The sequence below is a fragment of the Candidatus Methylomirabilota bacterium genome (genome assembly GCA_003104975.1).
Taxonomy (GTDB): Bacteria; Methylomirabilota; Methylomirabilia; order Methylomirabilales; family Methylomirabilaceae; genus Methylomirabilis.
On the sequence record PQAM01000016.1, the window covers coordinates 1 to 16,316 of the forward strand.

Sequence of the window (16,316 nt, forward strand, 5' to 3'; positions counted from 1 at the left end):
GTGAGCGAGGTACTGGAGTAGGGATGGGTGTGGCGTCGGAGTGATGGCGCGTAGATCGCGAACGACTTTCCCTGTAGAAGGTCGGAATCGTGCGGAGTATCGATGCGTGAGATCGTGACATTAGCCTGTGGCGAGTGCAAGCGGCGGAATTATACCACGACAAAGAATAAACAGAATACGCCGGATCGAATCGAATTGAGTAAGTACTGTCGTTGGTGCCGTAAGCACACCGCGCACAAGGAAGCCAAGTAGACCGTTTCGCGTTTCGCGTTGATGGCGGAGCTTGTTGGAGCCGGAAACCCGGAACCTGAAACTTTGCAAAGGCCAGTAGCTCTAACGGCAGAGCACCGGACTCCAAATCCGGGGGTTGGGGGTTCAAATCCCTCCTGGCCTGCCACATGGCGCCAAATACCGTATCACGCTCAAGGAATAGGCCCGTTGGTGGCGGTCAGGTGTCATGGGTATTCGCCTTTTCAAGATACGAATCGACGGTCTCGTCTCGGCGTCAGCGTGAGACGGGTCACCGACGCCTGAAGGCTGGAGGGGTACAAAGACGACGATGATGCAACGGTGGGAGCAGTTGATTCAGTTCCTTAAAGAGGTGAGGACCGAGCTGAAAAAGGTCAATTGGCCCCTCAGGAAAGAGGTGGTGGGATCGACGATCGTGGTCATCGTCTCGGTTTTTATCCTCTCGTTCTTCCTCGGATTAGTTGATATCACGTTGCAGAAGCTCATCACCCTGGTGGTCAGGTAGTGTTCGATCAACCGATGTCCACGGATCAGGCTATGGCGCACAGTTGGTACGTCATTCATACATACTCGGGTTTTGAGAATAAGGTCAAGGAGAGTATCGAGCAGCGGGCCGCCGCCTTGGGACTGTCCGACAAGATCTCCAAGGTGATGATTCCCACTGAAGATGTGGTCGAGCTTAAGAAGGGCAAGCGAACGGTCTCCTCGCGGAAGTTTTTTCCGGGATATGTATTGATCAAAGCGGAGATGTCCGAGCAGCTCTGGTATCTGGTGAAGAATACGCCGAAGGTCACCGGCTTTGTCGGTCCGGCTACACAACCGACCCCGGTACCGGAGGAGCAGGTGCAGACCATCCTGCAGCAGGTAGAGGAGGGGGCCGAGCGACCCAAACACAGGGTCATGTTTCTTCGCGGAGAGAGTGTCCGCGTTATTGATGGTCCGTTTGCCAACTTTACCGGCCTCGTTGATGAGGTCAAGCCCGAAAAGGGTCGGCTGAAGGTCATGGTCAGCATCTTCGGCCGACCGACACCGGTGGACCTGGAGTTTCTCCAGGTTGAAAAGGTGTGAACATGCAGCGTTCAGCGTGTAGCTGACCGCTCCTGCATTCGAGGTTGCTATGGCGAAAAAGGTTACGGCAATGGTGAAGCTGCAGGTCCCGGCCGGCAAGGCGAATCCGGCGCCGCCGGTAGGCCCGGCGCTTGGACAGCACGGCGTCAATATTATGGAGTTCTGCAAGGCCTTCAATGCGCAGACCGCATCGGAAGAGGGCCTGGTGATCCCGGTCGTCATCACGATCTATGCGGACCGGACGTTTACCTTTGTGACCAAGACCCCCCCGGCGGCGGTACTCTTGAAACAGGCGGTCGGAATCGCCAAGGCCTCGAAGGAGCCAAATCGCACCAAGGTGGGAAAGGTCACCAGAAAACAGGTGGAAGAGATCGCGCGCACGAAGATGCCGGACCTGAACGCGCTGTCGCTCGATGCGGCCGTAAGAATCATCGAGGGAACAGCCAAGACCATGGGAATTGAAGTAGCCTAAAAACAGGGGTTAGGGGTTAGGGGTTAGGGGTTAGGGGAGAACAAGCCCAACCCCCCATCCCCTGCACCCTATACCCTGCTCTTGTGGGGTGGAGATTATGTCGAACGTTGGAAAGCGCTACGGAACGGCTGCTCAAGCCATATCACAGGTGGGGACATGCGACTTGGCGAAGGCGATCGAGGTCGTCAAGTCGACTGCCAACGCAAAGTTTGATGAAACCATGGAAATGGCGGTCCGCTTGGGGGTTGATCCGAAGCACGCCGATCAGATGGTCAGGGGGACGGTCGTACTGCCTCATGGGACCGGGAAGAGCGTCAGGGTGCTGGTGTTCGTGAAGGGTGAACAAGAGAGAGAGGCGCGTGAGGCCGGCGCCGACTATGTGGGTTGTGAGGATCTGGTAGAGAAGATCCAGCAGGGGTGGCTTGAATTCGACCGGGCCATCGCGACCCCAAACGTCATGGGCTTGGTGGGACGACTCGGCAAGGTGCTTGGTCCCAGGGGGTTGATGCCCAATCCGAAGACCGGTACCGTGACCTTCGACGTCGGCAGGGCGGTCAGAGAGTTCAAGGGCGGCAAGATCGAGTATCGTACGGAGAAGGCGGGGATCGTGCATGCGCCGTTCGGTAAGGCCTCCTTTTCAGCGAACCAGTTGCATGAAAATGCCATGGCGCTGCTGGATGCGTTGATCCGAGCCAAACCGGCCTCCAGCAAGGGTCGATACCTCAATGGGGTCGCGATATCGTCGACAATGGGGCCGGGTGTACGGGTGAACCTCGACACCTTGGCGGGATTGGCAAGGGGCTAGGTCGCATCTTAGCGTCCACGGAGGGGACAGTGAAGCGGGTAGAAAAAGCAGCGGTAGTGGATGAGCTCAAGACCGCGCTGACGGGGGCGACGGTTGCGATGTTGGCAGACCCACAGGGCCTCACGATGAGTGAGTTGACCGAACTGAGGAAGCTGCTCCGACAGCAGGGGGCGAGCCTTCGGGTTGTGAAGAATACCTTTGCCAGATTGGCCACGGCGGGAACCAAGTTGCAGGATCTGAAGCCGTATCTTGTCGGTCCGACGGCAATCATCCACGGCAAGGGCGATCCTGCCGCGCCGGCCAAGCTCCTTGTCGCATTTACGAAGACGAAACCGACCTTCCAGATCAAGGCCGGTTTTGCGGAGGGCACGGTTCTGGCCAAGGAGGATGCCCTGGCGCTGGCCGATCTTCCTTCGCGCGAGGTGCTGGCCGCCAAGCTTGCCGGTCTTGTGCAATCGCCGCTGCGCGGCCTTGTGGCTGTACTGTATGGACCCCTTCGTTCCCTCCTGTTGGTCCTGGAGGCGGTCAAGCAGCAGAAGGGGTAGAGGGGCCGGCCTTGGCGTCAAACGGCTAAGGCATCATCGGTATATCTGTGACGTTGCAGTCAAGGAGAGGAGTGACGATGGCAAGGGTGACAGTTGATGACGTGTTGGACTCGATCGAAACGTGGACTGTTTTGGATCTCAACAAACTGGTGAAGGGAATTGAGGATAAGTTCGGCGTCTCCGCAACGGCCATGATGCCGGTCGCGGCGGTCGGCCACGCGGGCGCGGCGGCAGCGACGGCGCCTGCGGCTGAAGAGAAGACGGAGTTTGCGGTCATTCTCACCTCTGCGGGGGAAAAGAAGATCCAGGTGATCAAGGAGGTGCGGGCCATCACCGGGCTGGGTCTGAAAGAGGCGAAGGATCTGGTTGAGGGCGCGCCAAAACCGGTAAAGGAGGGGGTGTCGAAGGCTGAGGCCGAGGAGATCAAGGCGAAGCTCGAGGCGTCCGGTGCGACGGCAGAACTGAAGTAGTACACGCAATACCGGCAGGACAGGCAGAAAAGGAGTTAACGACGTATGGCCCTCGCGAAGAAGAGTGTGGCTGCTGAGCGCTGGAATTTCAGCAAGATCAAAGAGGTGATCTCGATTCCCAATCTGATCGAGATCCAGCGACGGTCTTTCGATCAGTTCCTGCAAATGAGGGTTCCGCCTCATGCGCGCGAGCAGATCGGTCTCCAGGGAGCCTTCGCCAGCATCTTCCCGATCTTCAATTACGACAACTCGGCGTCGCTCGAATTTGTGAAGTATGAGTTCGGGGTGCCCAAGTACGGCGCTGAGGAGTCGCTGCAGAAGGGGATGACCTACTCTGTTCCGCTGAAGGTGACCCTCCGCCTGATGGTCTGGGATAAGCCGACCGGCGCCGAGGCGGGCAGCATCAGGGATATTAAGGAGCAGGAGGTCTATCTGGGTGAGATGCCCCTGATGACGCCGCAGGGCACCTTCATCATCAATGGGACGGAGCGGGTCATCGTCAGTCAGCTTCACCGCTCCCCCGGGGTCTTTTTTGACCATGACAGCGGGAAGACCCATCCGAGCGGCAAGATTCTCTATTCGGCCCGGCTGATCCCGTATCGCGGCTCCTGGCTGGAATTTGAGTTTGATGCGAATGATGTCCTGCATGTACGGGTCGACAGAAGACGGCGGTTCCTGGTATCGATCCTCCTGCGGGCCATCGGCTACGGCAGCAATGAAGAGATCCTGAACCTTTTCTATGAGCGGGATGTGATACGCATCGAGAAGGGGAAGGAGGTCATGCTGCATGTGGGGTCGCCCGGCGCCACCAGCTTCCGTGTGAGCAAGGATATCCCCGATCCTCATACCAAACAAGTGATACTTGGCGCCACCAAGCGGATCACAAAGGCGGCCCAGAAGCGACTTCAGGCGCTGAAGATTTCAGAGGTCCCTCTGTATCGGGAGGATCTGATCGGCCGGTTTGCCGCCGCTGATGTTGTGGATACCAAGAGCGGTGAGGTCATCCTTGAATGTGCGCAGGAGATGACGGAAGAAGCGCTGGAGCGGGTCTTCAAGGCCGGCGTGGCCAGCTTCGCTGTGTTGGCCGGAGGGGATGGCCGGGATGTCCACGAGATCCGGGAGAGCATCGTCCGCGACTCGACCCGCTCTGAAAAGGATGCCCTGACCGAGATGTATCGGAGAATGCGGCCGGGTGATCCGCCCAACGAGGAGGCCACCAAGGCGTTCCTCGAATCGATCTTCTTCAACCCGAAACGCTACGATCTGTCCAAGGTCGGTCGTCTGAAGATCAATCGGAAGCTTGGCCTTGACGTTCCGTTGGACGTTCATGCCCTGATGTGCCATCGATATCGGCCATCCGGTCTCGGGGGACGGGCGGGTCAGGTAGACGATATCGTCGAGACGATACGGTATCTCCTCAGACTGAAACACGGGGAGAGCGGGACCTCTGTGGATGACATCGACCACCTGGGTAATCGCAGGGTACGGTCGGCCGGTGAGCTGCTGGAAGAACAGTTCCGCATCGGATTGGCCCGCATGGAGCGCGCGGTCCGAGAGCGAATGAGTACGCAGGAACTCGAGACCCTGATGCCGCACGACTTGGTCAACGCTAAACCGGTGACAGCGGCGTTGAAGGAGTTTTTCGGCAGCTCCCAGCTTTCCCAGTTCATGGATCAGACTAACCCGTTGGCTGAACTGACCCACAAGCGGCGGTTGTCGGCTTTGGGTCCTGGCGGCTTGTCGCGGGAGCGGGCAGGGTTTGAGGTCCGGGACGTCCATCCGACCCATTACGGTCGGATGTGTCCTATCGAAACGCCGGAGGGTCCCAATGTCGGGCTGATTGCCAGCCTCTCGACCTACGCCCGCGTCAACGATTTCGGTTTTATCGAGACACCGTACCGCAAGGTCAGGGATCAGGGTGTGACCGATGAGATCGAGTACCTGACCGCCGACGAAGAGGAGAGGTACACCATCGCACAGGCGAACGCGGAACTCGACGGACGGGGGCGGTTTACATCGGAACGGGTCTCGGCGCGCACCGGCGGCAACTTTGTGACCGTCTCCCCGGCAAGTGTCGAGTATATGGACGTTGCCCCGAAGCAACTGGTCGGGGTCTCGACATCCCTGGTGCCCTTCCTCGAACACGACGACGCCAACCGTGCCCTGATGGGGGCCAATATGCAACGCCAGGCGGTTCCCCTTCTTCGTCCTGAGGCGCCCGTCGTCGGCACCGGCATGGAACATCCGGCGGCAAGGGATTCGGGAGCCGCGGTGGTGGCCAGGCGTGGAGGGATCGTCGAATCGGTCACGGCCGACCGGATCATCGTACGCTCCTCGGACGGCAGAGGCGAGGACGGCGGGGACGATACCGGGGTTGACATCTACAGCCTGGTGAAGTTTCGCCGCAGCAATCAGAATACCTGCCTGACCCAGAAGCCGATTGTGAGCAAGGGGCAGCGGATCAGTAAGGGCCAGGTCATTGCCGATGGACCGGCGACGCAGAATGGGGAGTTGGCGCTCGGGCAGAACGTGCTGGTCGCCTTCATGCCGTGGGGCGGCTACAATTTTGAAGACGCGATCCTGATCAGCGAGCGACTGGTGAAGGACGATCGCTATACCTCGATTCATATCGAGGAGTTTGAGATTGAGGCGCGCGAGACCAAGCTGGGGAAGGAGGAGATCACGCGCGATACGCCGAATGTGGGCGAGGACGCGCTGAAGGACCTCGACGAGAGCGGGATCGTGCGGATCGGGGCCGAGGTGAAGCCGGGCGATATTCTGGTGGGCAAGGTGACCCCCAAAGGTGAAACCGTCCTCACCCCTGAGGAGCGACTGTTGCGCGCCATCTTCGGCGAGAAGGCCGAGGATGTGCGGGATGCCTCGCTCTATGTGCCGCCCGGTATCTGCGGGACGGTCGTCGATGTCAAGGTCTTCTCGAGGAAGGGTGTGGAGAAGGACGACCGGGCCAAGTCGATCGAGGACGAAGAGGTCAGCCGCCTTCGTAAGGACTTCGAAGATGAGATCGGCATCATCGCCGCGGATCGAGACCGGAAGCTGCGCGCCCTCCTCGAAGGGATCGACGTCACCAAGGAGATTCGGAGCAGGGTGACGCGGAAGACGATGGTTCCAAAGGGGACGTTGACCGCTGAGATTCTGGATCCGCTGCCCCATGAGAACCTGATCGATCTGGCGGGACGATTGGACGAAGAGCTGGGTCGGAAGGCGGGCCGGATCAGCGATGCGGCGGACAACCAGGTCCATGTCCTGCAGACGCTCCTGGAGGAGCGGATCAGTCGGGCGACCCGCGGGGATGAACTGGCCCCCGGTGTCTTCAAGATGGTCAAGGTCTATGTCGCGATGAAGCGCAAGCTCTCCGTCGGCGATAAGATGGCCGGTCGACACGGCAATAAGGGTGTCATCGCGAAGGTCCTGCCTGAAGAGGATATGCCCTACCTGCCTGATGGGACGCCCGTCGAGGTGGTTCTGAATCCGTTGGGCGTACCATCCCGAATGAACGTCGGCCAGATTCTGGAGACCCACCTGGGCTGGGCGGCCGGGGTACTCGGGCTGCGTGTGGCCTCGCCCGTCTTTGACGGGGCCAAAGAGCAGGAGATCAAGACGTGGCTCAAACGCGCCGGGCTCCCCGCCACGGGGAAGACCGTGCTCTACGATGGACGTACCGGCAAGCCGTTTCATCAGGAGGTGACGGTCGGCTATATCTACCTGATGAAACTTGCCCATCTCGTGGATGACAAGATTCACGCCCGGTCTATCGGACCCTACTCGCTGATTACCCAACAGCCGCTGGGCGGCAAGGCCCAGTTCGGCGGACAGCGATTCGGCGAGATGGAGGTGTGGGCGTTGGAAGCGTACGGGGCTGCGCACACCCTGCAGGAGATCCTGACCGTGAAGTCGGACGATGTCGTGGGGCGAACCAAGATGTACGAATCGATCGTCAGAGGCGATTGTACCCTGGATCCGGGACTTCCGGAATCATTCAATGTTCTGGTCAAGGAACTGCAGAGCTTGGGCCTCGATGTTGAACTGAAAAAGGAGTAGCCGTGAAGAACAGTGATCAGCCTTCTCGCCTCATCAAAACGCTGAGCGCTGAAAGCTGATGGCTGCTCTCATGTGGAGGTAGTCGTTGGATAAGTTTTTTGGGTTCTACGACGAAAAGACCATCGATCCCACCAGTTTCAAGGCGATTCGGATCGGACTGGCATCGCCGGAGAAGATCCGGTCGTGGTCCTTCGGAGAGGTAAAGAAGCCGGAGACCATCAACTATCGGACCTTCAAACCGGAACGGGATGGGCTCTTCTGTTCCAAGATCTTCGGGCCCACGAAGGATTGGGAATGCAACTGCGGGAAGTATAAGGGGATCAAGCACAAGGGGGTCGTCTGCGATAAGTGCGGTGTCGAGGTGATCAGGAGTAAGGCGCGGCGACAACGGCTGGGCCACATCGAACTGGTCTCCCCCGTCGTTCACGTCTGGTTCTATAAGGGCGTACCCAGTCGGATCGGCTATCTCCTGGACATCTCGCTGCGCGAGCTGGAGAAGGTCCTCTACTTTGAGGCGTATATCGTCGTGAACCCCGGCAAGACCCCCTTTGCCCTCAAGCAGCTCTTGACCGAGGAGCAGTACCGCCAGGCCTGTGAAGAGTTCGGCGACGGCTTCAAGGCGGGGATCGGTGCGGGGGCCATACGGGACCTGCTCAAGCGATTGAATCTTCGCGAGTTGGCGGATAGTTTGCACGCACAGATGCTCCAGGAGACCTCGCAACAGAATCGCAAGAAGATCACCAAGCGGTTGCGAATCGTCGAGGCCTTCATCGATTCCAGTAATAAGCCCGAATGGATGATCCTGGATGCGATTCCTGTCCTGCCCCCGGAGTTGCGGCCGCTGGTGCCGCTGGATGGGGGACGTTTCGCGACGTCCGACCTGAACGATCTCTACCGGCGGGTCATCAATCGCAATAACCGCCTCCGGCGGCTGATCGAACTTCGGGCGCCCGACATCATCATCCGCAATGAAAAGCGGATGCTGCAGGAGGCGGTGGACGCGCTGTTCGACAATGGCCGTCGCGGCCGTGCGCTCAAGGGCCAGAACAATCGGCCGCTGAAGTCGCTGTCGGAGATGCTGAAGGGAAAACAGGGACGCTTCCGTCAGAACCTGCTCGGCAAACGGGTGGACTACTCCGGACGATCGGTGATTGTGGTGGGGCCCGAATTGAAGCTGCACCAGTGCGGCCTGCCGAAGAAGATGGCGCTCGAACTGTTCAAACCGTTCATTTTCAGAAAGCTCCTCAAGGACGGCGTGGTGACCACCATCAAGAGCGCCAAGAAGCTGGTCGAAAAGAGCAAGCCCGAAGTCTGGGACGCCCTGGAGGAGGTGATCCGCGAGCACCCGGTCCTCCTGAACCGCGCTCCGACGCTGCATCGGCTGGGTGTACAGGCCTTTGAACCCGTGCTGGTCGAAGGGGAAGCGATCAAGATCCATCCCTTAGTCTGTGCGGCCTTCAATGCCGACTTCGACGGCGACCAGATGGCCGTCCATGTGCCGCTGTCGCCAGAGGCCCAGATCGAGGCCACGGTCCTGATGATGGCGCCCCACAATATCCTGTCGCCGGCCAATGGGTTGCCCATTGCGTCCCCAAGCCAGGACATCGTGCTGGGCTGTTACTACCTGACCAGGAGCCGGGCGGGCGAGAAGGGCGAGGGGCGGATCTTTGCCGATCTGGACGAGGTGAAGGCGGCCTATGACGCCGATGAGGTCAGTCTCATGGCATCGGCCAAGGTCCGCATCGACGGCGAATTGGTGGAGACGACCCCGGGGCGTTGTATCTTCAATGAACATCTGCCGGCCACCCTGCGATTCATCAACCAGGAGATGAACAGACGGGAATTGACCCGTCTTGTTGCGCAGTGCTACTACCTCCTCGGAAACGCGGAGACGGTGAGACTCCTGGATAACCTGAAGGATCTCGGATTCCGATATGCGACGCTTGCCGGCATCTCGATCGGCATCGACGATATGCTGATCCCATCCACCAAGAGCAAGCTGATCGACGATGCCAATAAAGAGATCGTCAAGATCGAGCGGGAGTATCAGGACGGTCTGATCACGAAGGGTGAGCGGTACAACAAGATTATCGACATCTGGACCCACGTCACCGAACAGGTCTCGGATGAGATGTTCCGGGAGATTGAGGCGGAGGAAAAGGGCGAATTCAATCCGGTCTTTATGATGGCCGACTCCGGTGCAAGGGGCAGCCGACAGCAGATCCGACAGCTTGCGGGTATGCGCGGCCTGATGGCCAAACCCTCCGGCGAGATCATTGAGACCCCCATCACCGCCAACTTCAGAGAGGGGCTGACCGTTCTGCAGTATTTCATCTCAACCCATGGTGCGCGCAAAGGTCTGGCGGATACGGCCTTGAAGACGGCCGACTCAGGCTATCTGACGCGCCGGCTGGTAGACGTCGCGCAGGACGTCATCGTCACCGAGGTGGATTGCGGGACGCCCAACGGCATATGGGTGACGCCTTTGATTGAGGGGGGCGAGATCATTCAACCGCTGCGTGACCGGATCCTCGGTCGGGTCGCCCTCGACGATGTGCTGGATCCCTTCACGGGAGAGTTGCTGGTGGAGGCCAACCTGGAGATCGTCGAGGTGTTGGCGAGTAAGATCGAAAATGCCGGCATTGACAGGGTCAAGATCCGCTCGGTCCTGACCTGCGAGGCGCGCCGCGGCATCTGCATCAAGTGCTATGGCCGCAATCTTGCGACCGGCAGACTGGTGGAGTTGGGAGAGGCCTGCGGCGTCCTGGCAGCGCAATCCATCGGTGAACCCGGGACCCAGTTGACGATGCGGACGTTTCACATCGGCGGCACCGCGAGTCGCGCCGTCGAGCAGACTACCCTCGAATGCAAAGGGGCGGGGGCCGTCAAGTTTGCGAACCTCCGGACGGTGAAGACCGCCAAGGGCGATCACGTGGTGATGAACCGTAACGGCGCGATCAGTATCATGGACGAGAAGGGGCGCAAGAAAGAGAGCTATCCGGCGGTCTATGGCGCCCACCTGAAGGTGGAGGATGGCGCGACGGTCAAGGCGGGGCAGGTGCTGATGGAGTGGGACCCCTTTACCAGTGCGATCCTGGCCGAACATGGCGGGAGGGTCCATTTCCGGGATGTCGTCGACGGGGTCACCATCCGGGAGGAGGTGGATGAGGTCACCGGTCTGTCCCAGCGTGTTGTCGTCGAACACGGGCGAGAGGATCTGCAGCCTCGCATTTCGATCAAGGACGAACAGGGCGCAACGGTCTTCCGTTGTCTGCTCCCGGTCAGCGCCCACCTCATGGTGGCGGAAGGACAGTTGGTATCGGCCGGGGACAGCCTGTCGAAGATCCCGCGGGAGACGATGAAGACCAAGGATATTACCGGCGGCCTGCCCCGGGTGGCTGAGCTATTCGAGGCGCGCCGGCCGAAGGATGCCGCCGTCATCTCCGAGATCGACGGGCGAGTGGAATTGGGTGGGATCGTCAAAGGGATGCGGAAGCTCTCCGTCCGGGATGAGCACGGCGACCTTCGAGAATACCTGGTTCCCAGGCGCAGACACGTCAATGTATTGGATGGAGACGAGATCAAGGCCGGCGAACCCTTCATGGATGGTCCGATCAATCCCCACGACATTCTGGACGTATTGGGCGAACAGGAGCTCCAGAAGTATCTGGTGAATGAGATCCAGGAGGTCTACAGGCTTCAGGGGGTTCAGATCAACGACAAGCACATTGAGGTGATCGTTCGACAAATGCTCAAGCGTGTACGCGTGGAGACCGTCGGCGATGCGAACTTCCTGGTGGGCGAGCATGTCGATAAGGCCGTCTTCCTCGAGGAGAACCAGCGGGTGATGGCGTCGGGCGGGACCCCGGCTACCGCCAAGCCGCTTCTCCTGGGGATTACGAAGGCGTCCCTGTCTACCGACAGTTTCATCTCCGCCGCCTCGTTTCAGGAGACCACGAAGGTGTTAACGGAGGCCGCCATCAATGGGGCGAGAGATGAATTGCGCGGCCTGAAAGAAAACGTCATTATGGGGCGGCTGATTCCGGCCGGTACGGGGATGAGATGGTATCGAGAGACGACCATCTCAACGCCAGAGGTGGCGTCATCCAAGGAGCTGCTCATCACCGGAACAACCGCGGCCGTTGACGAGGCGTCGGACGAGTTGGATGCATCACTCGATAATTAATCTACGAAATTGAGCATGAAAAGACTTGACACGGGAAGCCAATTCTATATAATACCTTGGTTTGCCTAATATAGGGAGGAGTCAGTGCCTACCATTCACCAATTAGTTCGCAAGGGCCGTGCCGCCGCCGCGAAGAAAGCGAAGGCGCCGGCATTGCAGCGATGCCCGCAGCGGCGCGGTGTCTGTATCCGCGTCTATACGACGACTCCGAAGAAGCCGAACTCCGCCCTTCGTAAGGTGACCAGGGTGCGACTCAGCAACGGGATTGAGGTCACGACCTATATTCCGGGGATCGGTCACAACCTGCAGGAGCATTCGATCGTGCTGATCAGGGGGGGGCGCGTCAAAGATCTGCCGGGTGTCCGCTATCACGTGATTCGCGGCGCGCTCGATACGGCAGGCGTTCAGGATCGCAAACAGGCTCGATCCCTTTACGGAGCCAAGAGACCAAAGACCGGCTAACCACCTTCGGCGCTGAAGAGACAATCGGTTCTTCACGGACCTTGCCTGAAGCGCCGATTTTAATTTTCTGGCCACGTGTAGGGCCGACTCTTTCGGGGAATGCTTCATGCCAAGACGAAAAGTAACCGAGAAACGAGAGATCGTCGTTGATCCCGTCTACAGCAACCGAATGGTTGCGAAGTTTATCAATACCATGATGGTGAAGGGCAAGAAAAGCGTGGCGGAGACGATCCTCTACGACTCGATGAAGATTATCGAAGATCGAGCCAAGACCGATCCGTTGCGGATGTTCAAGCAGGCGGTGGACAATGTGAAGCCGATCCTCGAGGTGAAGTCGCGTCGGGTCGGCGGTGCGACCTATCAGGTGCCTGTAGAGGTCCGCGCCGATCGTCGAACGTCCCTCGCGTTTCGGTGGATCATCGGCTTCTCGAGAAAGCGCACCGAGAAGACCATGGCCGAGCGTCTGGCAGCCGAGTTGATGGAGGCGGCGGCCAACCGGGGAAATTCGGTCAAGAAAAAGGAAGACACGCACAAGATGGCTGAGGCGAACAAGGCGTTTGCCCATTATCGCTGGTAACGGATAGTTGATAGTTTTGAGTTTTGAGTTTCGAGTAAAGAGCCCCAGACGAATAACTCAAAACTGAAAACTCGAAACTCGGAACATAGACATGGCTGAGATATATTCTATAGAGACGGTACGGAATATCGGGATCATGGCGCATATCGACGCCGGGAAGACCACCACAACCGAGCGAATCTTGTACTACACCGGTAAGACCTATAAGATCGGTGAGGTCCATGAGGGTTCTACGGAGATGGATTGGATGGAGCAGGAGCGCGAGCGGGGGATTACGATCACCTCTGCTACTACGACCTGCTTCTGGCGGAACCACCGGATCAATATTATCGATACGCCGGGACATGTGGATTTTACCGTTGAGGTGGAGCGATCGCTTCGGGTGTTGGATGGGGCCGTGGCGGTCTTTGATGCGGTCGCTGGGGTGGAACCCCAGTCCGAGACGGTATGGCGTCAGGCGAATAAGTACGGTGTTCCCAGGATTGCCTTTATCAATAAGATGGATCGCATAGGAGCCAACTTTGATCAGTGTGTTCGGATGATCTCCGAACGCCTTGGGGCGGTCCCGTTGGTGGTGCAACTTCCTATTGGTAAAGAGGATCGGTTTGAGGGGATCGTCGACCTGATCCGGATGAAAGCCGTGATCTGGAACGAGGAGACGCTGGGGGCGAGTTTTCGAGAAGACGAGATTCCCCGGGAGATGGCTCAGCAGGCTCAGCAGGCGCGAGAGCGGTTGCTGGAAACCATTGCCGAAGTAGATGACGGCTTCCTTGTGCGCTATGTCGAGGGTCTGGTGGTTGGACCGGACGAGATCAAGGCCGCCATTCGTAGTGCGGTGCTGAAGCTTCAGGTGGTCCCGGTGCTGGCCGGCGCATCGTTTAAGAACAAAGGCGTGCAGCCGCTACTGGATGCGGTCGTGGAGTATCTGCCCTCCCCGGTTGACCTGCCGCCCATCGAGGGGGTTGAACCGGCGACCGGGCAATCCGCGGTGCGAATCGCAAAGGCCAAGGAACCGTTCTCGGCGCTGGTCTTTAAGATCATGACCGATCCCTATGTTGGGCAACTGGCCTTCTTTCGGGTCTATTCGGGCAGTCTGAGTTCGGGCAGCCAGGTCTATAATACGACGCGCAGTACGCGCGAGCGGATCGGACGGCTCCTGCGAATGCACGCCAACAAACGTGAAGAGATTAAAGAGGTCTCGGCCGGCGATATCGCGGCCGCCGTTGGACTGAAGGGCGCCAGGACGGGGGATACCCTCTGTGACGAGACCAATCAGATCATCCTGGAATCGATCGAGTTCCCTGAACCGGTGATCTCCGTGGCGATTGAGCCGAAGACGAAAGAAGGGCAGGACCGGCTGGCGGCCGGGCTGGCCGCATTGGCGAATGAGGATCCGACCTTCCGCGCCAGTACCGATGAAGAGACCGGCCAGACGATCATCTCCGGGATGGGTGAACTCCATCTCGAGATCATCGTCGACCGACTCATGCGGGAGTTCCGTGTGGAGGCCAACGTCGGCAAACCTGAGGTGGCCTATCGTGAGACGGTCACCGCGTCGGCCGAGGCCGAGGGCCGGTACGTACGGCAGACCGGCGGACGCGGGCAGTACGGGCACGTATGGCTGAAGGTTGAGCCTGCGCCTGCGCGATCAGGATTTGAATTCGTCAATAAGATTGTGGGCGGCGTGGTGCCGAAAGAGTACATCCCGGCTGTCGAGAAGGGGATCAAGGAGGCGCTGCAGACTGGAGTCGTAGCCGGCTACCCAGTGATTGACGTCAAGGTCACGCTGTATGACGGATCGTATCACGAGGTCGACTCATCCGAGATGTCGTTCAAGATTGCCGGATCAATGGCTTTCAAGACGGCGACCGGCCGAGCGAAGCCGGTACTGCTGGAGCCGATCATGCGGGTCGATGTCTCAACCCCCGAGGATTTTCTTGGAGAGGTCATCGGCAACCTAAACTCACGTCGCGGTCGGGTGACCGGGATCGAGTCTCGAGGGACAGTCCAGGTGGTCCAATCGGATGTGCCGCTGTCCGAGATGTTTGGGTATGCCACCGACCTGCGGTCGGCGACGCAGGGTCGGGCCGCTCATACGATGCAGTTTTCGCGGTACGAGCCTGTCCCCACCAGTATTGCGGAGGAGATTGTCACCCGTATGGGCGGACGGCTGGGCGGACGGTAGTCGGACGCAGTCTCGTTTCTAAAGGAGTTGGCTATGGCCAAGGCAAAATTCGAGCGGACGAAAGAGCACATGAACATCGGGACCATCGGGCACATCGACCACGGCAAGACCACGCTCACCGCGGCGATCACCAAGGTCCTGCACGCGGCAAACCCGAAGGTCGACTTCATCCCGTTCGACCAGATCGATAAGGCGCCGGAGGAGAAGGAGCGGGGGATCACCATCAACATCGCCCACGTCGAGTACGAGACCCAGAAGCGCCACTACGCACACGTCGACTGCCCCGGCCACGCCGACTACATCAAGAACATGATTACCGGCGCCGCCCAGATGGACGGGGCGATCCTGGTGGTCGCCGCCTCCGAAGGGCCGATGCCCCAGACCCGCGAGCACATCCTGCTCGCGCGCCAGGTCAACGTCCCCAACCTGGTCGTCTTCCTGAACAAGGTCGACCTGGTGGACGATCCCGAACTGCTCGAGCTGGTCGAACTCGAGGTCCGCGAGCTGCTGACCACCTACAACTTCCCCGGCGACGAGATCCCCATGATCCGCGGCAGCGCGCTCAAGGCGCTGGAAGCCGGCTCCGGCGACCGCAGCAACCCGGCCTCCGCCCCGATCTTCGAGCTCATGGATGCCGTCGACGCCTACTTCCCCGCCCCCGTCCGTGTCCTGGATAAGCCGTTCCTCATGCCGATCGAGGACGTCTTCTCGATCTCCGGCCGCGGGACCGTCGTGACCGGCCGCGTCGAACGCGGGATCATCAAGGTGGCCGACGAGGTGGAGCTCATCGGCATCCGGGACACCCAGAAGACCGTGGTCACCGGCGTCGAGATGTTCCGCAAATTGCTCGATCAGGGGCAGGCCGGCGACAACGTGGGACTCCTGCTGCGGGGGACCAAGCGCGAGGAGGTGGAGCGCGGCCAGGTGGTGGCCAAGCCCGGCTCCATCACCCCCCACACGCGCTTCAAGGCCGAGGCCTACATCCTCACCAAAGAAGAGGGCGGCCGGCATACCCCCTTCTTCAACGGCTATCGCCCCCAGTTCTACTTCCGGACCACCGATGTGACGGGGGTCTGCACGCTCCCCGCCGGGACCGAGATGGTCATGCCGGGCGACAACGTGAGTCTCGCGGTCGAACTGATCCAGCCGATCGCCATGGAGAAGGAGCTGCGCTTCGCGATCCGCGAGGGCGGCCGCACCGTGGGGGCCGGCGTGGTGAGCGAGGTACTGGAGTAGGG

The 16,316-nt window shown here is 59.6% G+C and carries 13 protein-coding genes and 1 tRNA gene; all 14 read left to right on the forward strand.

Translation table 11 applies throughout. The annotated features are described in order from the left end of the window. Nucleotides 1–102 precede the first annotated feature (102 nt). Nucleotides 103–252 (forward strand): 50S ribosomal protein L33, encoded by a 150-nt coding sequence (rpmG, locus tag C3F12_12310; protein ID PWB43619.1) that lies wholly within the window; start codon nucleotides 103–105, stop codon nucleotides 250–252. A gap of 69 nt (nucleotides 253–321) precedes the next feature. Continuing rightward, nucleotides 322–397: transfer RNA gene (locus C3F12_12315), tRNA-Trp, on the forward strand. Between the two features lie 162 nt (nucleotides 398–559). Then, on the forward strand, nucleotides 560–754 hold the full coding sequence (locus C3F12_12320; protein PWB43620.1) for a preprotein translocase subunit SecE: 195 nt from the start codon (nucleotides 560–562) through the stop codon (nucleotides 752–754). A 32-nt stretch (nucleotides 755–786) separates the two neighbouring features. Then, entirely contained in the window at nucleotides 787–1,317 is a 531-nt protein-coding gene (locus C3F12_12325) for a transcription termination/antitermination protein NusG (GenBank protein PWB43630.1), read from the forward strand. Between the two features lie 49 nt (nucleotides 1,318–1,366). Beyond that, nucleotides 1,367–1,789 (forward strand): 50S ribosomal protein L11, encoded by a 423-nt coding sequence (gene rplK, locus C3F12_12330; protein PWB43621.1) that lies wholly within the window; start codon nucleotides 1,367–1,369, stop codon nucleotides 1,787–1,789. A 97-nt stretch (nucleotides 1,790–1,886) separates the two neighbouring features. After that, nucleotides 1,887–2,594, forward strand: coding sequence for a 50S ribosomal protein L1 (locus C3F12_12335; protein ID PWB43622.1), 708 nt, complete (start codon nucleotides 1,887–1,889; stop codon nucleotides 2,592–2,594). Beyond that, nucleotides 2,507–3,139 carry a 50S ribosomal protein L10 gene (gene rplJ, locus C3F12_12340; GenBank protein PWB43623.1) on the forward strand — a complete coding sequence of 211 codons (633 nt, stop codon included), beginning with the start codon at nucleotides 2,507–2,509 and terminating at the stop codon, nucleotides 3,137–3,139. The genes C3F12_12335 and rplJ overlap by 88 nt, the downstream gene beginning before the upstream one ends. An 86-nt stretch (nucleotides 3,140–3,225) precedes the next feature. Continuing rightward, complete coding sequence (locus C3F12_12345) at nucleotides 3,226–3,609, forward strand: 50S ribosomal protein L7/L12 (protein PWB43631.1); 384 nt, start codon at nucleotides 3,226–3,228, stop codon at nucleotides 3,607–3,609. A gap of 45 nt (nucleotides 3,610–3,654) precedes the next feature. Continuing rightward, on the forward strand, nucleotides 3,655–7,668 hold the full coding sequence (rpoB, locus tag C3F12_12350; GenBank protein PWB43624.1) for a DNA-directed RNA polymerase subunit beta: 4,014 nt from the start codon (nucleotides 3,655–3,657) through the stop codon (nucleotides 7,666–7,668). 85 nt (nucleotides 7,669–7,753) lie between these two features. Next, nucleotides 7,754–11,854 carry a DNA-directed RNA polymerase subunit beta' gene (locus C3F12_12355; protein PWB43625.1) on the forward strand — a complete coding sequence of 1,367 codons (4,101 nt, stop codon included), beginning with the start codon at nucleotides 7,754–7,756 and terminating at the stop codon, nucleotides 11,852–11,854. 84 nt (nucleotides 11,855–11,938) lie between these two features. Then, nucleotides 11,939–12,316, forward strand: a complete 378-nt coding sequence (locus tag C3F12_12360; GenBank protein PWB43626.1) for a 30S ribosomal protein S12 — start codon at nucleotides 11,939–11,941, stop codon at nucleotides 12,314–12,316. Between the two features lie 106 nt (nucleotides 12,317–12,422). Then, nucleotides 12,423–12,893, forward strand: coding sequence for a 30S ribosomal protein S7 (locus C3F12_12365; GenBank protein PWB43627.1), 471 nt, complete (start codon nucleotides 12,423–12,425; stop codon nucleotides 12,891–12,893). A gap of 91 nt (nucleotides 12,894–12,984) precedes the next feature. After that, complete coding sequence (gene fusA / locus C3F12_12370) at nucleotides 12,985–15,078, forward strand: elongation factor G (protein ID PWB43628.1); 2,094 nt, start codon at nucleotides 12,985–12,987, stop codon at nucleotides 15,076–15,078. 33 nt (nucleotides 15,079–15,111) lie between these two features. Continuing rightward, on the forward strand, nucleotides 15,112–16,314 hold the full coding sequence (gene tuf, locus C3F12_12375) for an elongation factor Tu (protein ID PWB43629.1): 1,203 nt from the start codon (nucleotides 15,112–15,114) through the stop codon (nucleotides 16,312–16,314). Nucleotides 16,315–16,316 lie beyond the last annotated feature (2 nt).